This window comes from Mesorhizobium sp. M7A.F.Ca.AU.001.01.1.1 (assembly GCF_004022735.1).
Lineage (GTDB): Bacteria > Pseudomonadota > Alphaproteobacteria > Rhizobiales > Rhizobiaceae > Mesorhizobium > Mesorhizobium ciceri.
The window spans coordinates 1-4,759 of sequence record NZ_RZPF01000529.1 but is presented as its reverse complement, the minus strand read 5'-3'; the positions used below and the strand labels follow the sequence as shown (position 1 = coordinate 4,759).

General features: G+C 61.3%; 5 protein-coding genes and 1 pseudogene. 2 read left to right on the top strand and 4 right to left on the bottom strand.

Going from position 1 to position 4,759, the window contains the following annotated elements:
• The first annotated feature begins 275 nt into the window (after window positions 1-275).
• Window positions 276-1,025, top strand: a complete 750-nt coding sequence (locus EN884_RS26225) for a LuxR family transcriptional regulator (RefSeq protein WP_013532535.1) — start codon at window positions 276-278, stop codon at window positions 1,023-1,025.
• Window positions 1,026-1,134: 109 nt separating this feature from the next.
• Here the strand turns inward: EN884_RS26225 and EN884_RS26220 are convergent, their stop codons facing one another.
• On the bottom strand, window positions 1,135-2,229 hold the full coding sequence (locus EN884_RS26220; protein ID WP_013532534.1) for a polyamine ABC transporter substrate-binding protein: 1,095 nt from the start codon (window positions 2,227-2,229) through the stop codon (window positions 1,135-1,137).
• Window positions 2,230-2,274: 45 nt separating this feature from the next.
• Entirely contained in the window at window positions 2,275-3,381 is a 1,107-nt protein-coding gene (aguA, locus tag EN884_RS26215; RefSeq protein WP_013532533.1) for an agmatine deiminase, read from the bottom strand.
• Window positions 3,382-3,583: 202 nt separating this feature from the next.
• On the opposite strand from aguA, the gene EN884_RS26210 reads away from it, so the two are divergent.
• The gene (locus tag EN884_RS26210; protein ID WP_013532532.1) at window positions 3,584-4,090 is read left to right on the top strand and encodes an OsmC family protein; all 507 of its coding nucleotides are present in this window, start codon (window positions 3,584-3,586) and stop codon (window positions 4,088-4,090) included.
• 3 nt (window positions 4,091-4,093) lie between these two features.
• Here EN884_RS26210 and EN884_RS26205 read toward each other — a convergent pair whose 3' ends face one another.
• A complete protein-coding gene (locus EN884_RS26205; protein ID WP_013532531.1) occupies window positions 4,094-4,315 on the bottom strand; it encodes a hypothetical protein in 222 nt (73 codons plus the stop codon).
• 168 nt (window positions 4,316-4,483) lie between these two features.
• Window positions 4,484-4,759: pseudogene (locus tag EN884_RS26200) on the bottom strand (hypothetical protein); the annotation flags it as partial.

Genomic DNA, 4,759 nt, shown 5'->3' with positions numbered 1-4,759 from the left:
GCGCCAGGACGGCGAGCATCGGCAGGATAAGGCAGATCAGTTTCAATTTGACCGGCATGATGGCTCCGCGACAACGACTCCCGCATAGGTATGGCCGAGAGGGTCGAAGTCAAAGGAAATGGCTGATTTGAACTTGCAACGGCTTGCGCTAGAGCCGGATGATTTCAGGTCGATCGACCTGAAATCTGAATCCGGCTCTAAATCAAACAGATGGAGCATGATGCCGTCCGAAAACCGCTTCACACTTTTCGGCATCATGCCTAGTATGAATTGGAATGCAGTCGAACCTTTCCCTCGATCAGTTTGGGCGCTGGAGCGGCGGTGTCGCCGCTGCGGCCGTTGCCGTGACACCCGAAGAATTGTCGGCTCGCTTCACGGCAGCGGCGAGCGAGTTGCTTGGCTCCGACCGCGCCTATGTCGGCTTTTACCGTCGCGACATCACATCCCTGACCATCGACGATGCCGGTCCCGATCGCTGGAACCGCGACTACGATGCACGACTGTATCGCCAGGATCCCTTCTTCCAGAGGTTCGCCAGCACAAGGCAGGATTTCCTGTTGCCGCTGTCGGCACTCCGCAATGGCGACTTCCAGCGGACTCCCTACTATCGCGAATTCTTCGGCCCTTCCGACAGTTTCGACGAGATCACCGGCGTGTTCAATCTCGACCGGCTGACCGCTGGCTATGTCACTTTTCTCAGGCGAAACGGGGCAGAACCGTTTGGCGAGCAGGATCTGGCGACGGCTTGCGCGGCAAGCAGCGCGACAAGGCTCATTTTGGAAAGATTGCTCCATCTGTGCCGCTTCCGGCACAAGGGCGCCGCAATCGGTGACGCTCGCTCGCGGCTGAGCAGGCGCGAGACCGAGATTGCGCGGCATCTGGTCGATGGTGGCAACGCCAAGACGATTTCGCGATGCCTCGCCATCTCGCCCGGGACCGTCCGCAACCACATCAAGCAGATCTATCGCAAGCTCGGTGTGCACTCCCAGGTCGAGTTGCTGGCGGCCATCCGCGAAGCCGCTTGAGCCTGACGGCTTCCGCCCGGCTCTGTCTTTTTGCTTTGACGCAATTCCCAAGGGAAAGCGCTACGCGCTTTTCCCGGGAAAACCGCTGCGCACTTTTTCTGGAATTGCTCTATTGTCCCGTCACGATGCGCGTCCACATGCGGTTTTGGGATCGCAGCAGCTTTGGGTCGTTGTTGTCCACCACGAACAGTTTGGCCTTCACGGCATCAGGCGGAAAGACGCCGGGGTCGCTGGCTATGGCCTTGTCCATCAGCGGCAGGGACTCCGGTATCGCATTGGCGTAGGAGACATAGCTGGAATTGGCCGCGGCGATATCGGGCCGCAGATTGAAGTTGATCCAGGCCTGGGCGTTGTCGGGATGCGGCGCATCTTTCGGTACCGCCATCGTATCGAAGTTGATGAGCGTGCCTTCTTTGGGGATGGAATAGGCGATCTCCAGCTTCTTCACGGATTCCGCCGCACGGGTCCTTGCCTGGAGTATGTCGCCCGACCAGCCCAACACCACACAGATGTCACCGTTGGCGAGGTCGTTGATGTATTTCGACGAATGGAAATAGCGGATGTAGGGCCGCACCTTGACCAGCAGGTCCTCGACCTTGGCGAGGTCGTCGGGACTGGTCGATTTGGGGTTGATGTGAAGGTAGTTCATCGCCATCGGGATGACTTCAGCCGGCGCATCGATGATAGCTACACCGCAATCGGACAGCTTCTTGACCACATCGACGTCGAAGACCATGGCGAAGGAATCTGTCGGCCCGTCCGGCAGCCGCTGCTTCACCGCAGCGACGTTGTAGCCAATGCCGTCGGTGACCGCCATATAGGGCACTGCATGCAGGTTCTGCGGGTCGGCGCCGGCGATCAGCGCGAGGGCTTGCGGATCGATCTTCGAGTGGTTGGCAAGCTTCGATTTGTCGAGTTCCAGGAAAGCCCCTGCTTTCACCTGGTTCTTGAGGAACGGATAGGCTGAAGGGTAGACCACGTCATATCCGGAGCCGCCGGTGAGCAGCTTGGTCTCAAGCACCTCGTTGCCGTCATAGACGTCGTAACGAACCTTGATTCCCGTTTCCTTCTCGAATTTCTCGGCCGTGTCCGGCGCGATGTAGTCGGACCAGTTGTAGACGTTGACGATCTTTTCCTCGTCCGCCGAAGCCGCATTTGCGCAGACGCCGCAGGCAAGCAGGGTTGAGAAGATCAGAGCGCGCATGAATGTCCTCCGTTTTCGCTATGTGTTCTCGGCATGCTCCGTCCCTCAACGTCGTTGCGGGGCATAGACCGGCAAGGTGATGCAGGCGACATTGCCGCCGCCCAGCAGGATCTCTCGCGAGTTTTCGATGCCGACTATTCGGTGGTCGGGAAACAGCTCGGCCAGCGTCCGCTTGGCCTTCACATCGAGATCGCAGCCGAACTGCGGCACCACCACGACGCTGTTGCCCGGATAGTAGTTGATGTAGCTCGCCGCGATCCGGTTTCCGGCCGGTCGCGCCCAGGTCGAATCCAGCCGGTCCACGCTGTCGCTTTCTTCCGGCGTCATCTCGATCGGCAAGGGATGGGGCAGCCGGTGAACTTCCAGCGCGCGGCCCTTCGCATCACGAGCCGAACGCAACACCGCCTCGGCTTCGCGCACGATCTCATATTGTGGGTCGTCCCGATTGTCGGTCCAGCTCAGCACGACCACGCCGGGGCGCACGAAGCAGCAGACGTCGTCGACATGGCCGTCGGTCTCGTCGAAGGCAAAGCCGCGTGGCAGCCAGATGACGGTGTCGACACCGAGATAGTCGCCAAGCTGGCGCTCCACCTCGGCCTTGCCGAGATGAGCGTTGCGATTTCGGTTGAGCAGGCATTGCTCCGTCGTGATGAGCGTGCCCTGACCGTCGCACTGCAACCCGCCACCCTCGGCGATCAGAGGTGCGCGGTAGCGATCCATGTTCTCGATTTCGAGCACTTTTTGCGCCGCAAGGTCATCCAGGTCCCATGGCGAATAGAGGCCGCCGTCAAAACCGCCATAGGCGTTGAAGATCCAATCGACGCCACGCACGTCGCCTTGATCGTTGACGACGAAGTTGGGACCGCTGTCGCGCAGCCAGGAATCATTGGTGGACATCTCCACGACACGCACATGGCCAGGCAATCGCGCTCGGGCATTCTGCCACTGGCGAGCAGAAGCCGCCACCGTCACCGGCTCGCTTTGCGCGATCGCCGCGGCGACATCGGCGAACAGTTTTTGCGCGGGCTTGGCGCCGAGGCGCCAGGTGTCCGGCCGCTCCGGCCAGATCATCCAGCAGCCTGACTTGGGTTCGAATTCGCCGGGCGCGCGAAACCCATCCTGTTTCGGCCTTGTCGAGAGGGTTCGAGGCATCGGGGACCGCCGGGAAATGGAGTGATGACTTGCCCGGATCAGACTTTTTTGGGACCTTGTCCGTCAATGTCCCATTTGGGATATCGGTGTAGGCGGCTGGCACCTGTTGCGGAATGGCATTGCCTTCCCAAGGTGATCGGCGCAAATCTTGACCGGACGGCGCATGCCGGTGACGCAAGCAGTCGACGAAAGGGGAAAGCGGATGGATGCGACCGAACTGAAGGCCATGCAGGCGCCGCTGAAGCAGGCCTATCGTGACGACGCTTCGCAGGCCATGATCACGCTTCGCGCCAAGGGCTCGATCGACGACCAGTCGGTTGCCTGCAAGGTGGAGACGGGCAGGGCGCTCGCCATCGCCGGCCTGCATCCGGCAACAGGCGGCTCAGGCCTTGAGCTCTGCTCGGGCGACATGCTGCTGGAGGCGTTGGTCGCCTGCGCCGGGGTGACGCTGAAGGCGGTGGCGACGGCGCTCGAGTTCAAACTCGGCGCCGCCGCGGTAGAGGCTGAAGGCGATCTCGATTTTCGCGGCACGCTCGGTGTCGCCAAGGATGCGCCGGTCGGCTTTCGCGCCATCCGGCTCAATTTCAACCTCGACACCGATGAGCCGCAGGAGCGGATAGACTCGCTACTAAAGCTGACCGAGCGTTATTGCGTGGTATTCCAGACCATCAGCCAGAAGCCGGAACTGACGGTCAGCGCACGCCGCTGACGCCTACTGTGCTGACGGTTCTTCGGCGTCACCCTCGTCGGTGAAGGGCGAGGCGCTCGGCACGCATTGCACCGACCAGCCGGCTGGTGTCGGCTGCTTCTGATATTCGGTGATGGCGGCGGTGCATTGTTCGCGCTTGTCGAAGGTGCTGGGCAGCACGACCATGCCGCCTTGCGGACCGGCGATTACCAGATACCAGACCAACGCTGCTGCGGTCGTAGCCATGGGGATTTCCTTGTTCTGCCAGTTGGGCGCTTGTTGTGGGAGTCGCGGTGACCCTACCAACTCCAAGGAAATGACGAAAGCATGACCGCCGCACAGCTTCCCGCCGTCTCATCACAGCCGCGTGATGTGACGGCGGGTTTCCCAGCCCGATTTCGAAGCGCAATCGGCTCAGTTGGTGGCAAAACAATAGAACAAGCCATCGCCCCCGGTGCCCTTCAGCGCCTCTTGGCTGCAGCCGCCGCGCGAGGCGTGCGAGGAATTCCAGGATTTGGCGGCTGCAGAATCGTCGAGGCCCGTGCGATCATGATGGCCCATCATCGCGGCGCCTTCCGCCCCGCTCATCGTCCAGTCGCCGCAGGTCTGGTCGGCGATCTTGGTGCCGTCGGGCTTGGAGCCGGTCAGCACGTCGTGGCGGTTCGGCGTGTCACCGCGGCCGTTGACCAC

Excerpts from the sequence above, each read along its gene's own strand:
- EN884_RS26220 (WP_013532534.1), bottom strand. The coding sequence starts at position 2,229 with ATGCGCGCTCTGATCTTCTCAACCCTGCTTGCCTGCGGCGTCTGCGCA.
- aguA (WP_013532533.1), bottom strand. The coding sequence starts at position 3,381 with ATGCCTCGAACCCTCTCGACAAGGCCGAAACAGGATGGGTTTCGCGCG.
- EN884_RS26205 (WP_013532531.1), bottom strand. The coding sequence starts at position 4,315 with ATGGCTACGACCGCAGCAGCGTTGGTCTGGTATCTGGTAATCGCCGGT.
- EN884_RS26225 (WP_013532535.1), top strand. The coding sequence starts at position 276 with ATGCAGTCGAACCTTTCCCTCGATCAGTTTGGGCGCTGGAGCGGCGGT.
- EN884_RS26210 (WP_013532532.1), top strand. The coding sequence starts at position 3,584 with ATGGATGCGACCGAACTGAAGGCCATGCAGGCGCCGCTGAAGCAGGCC.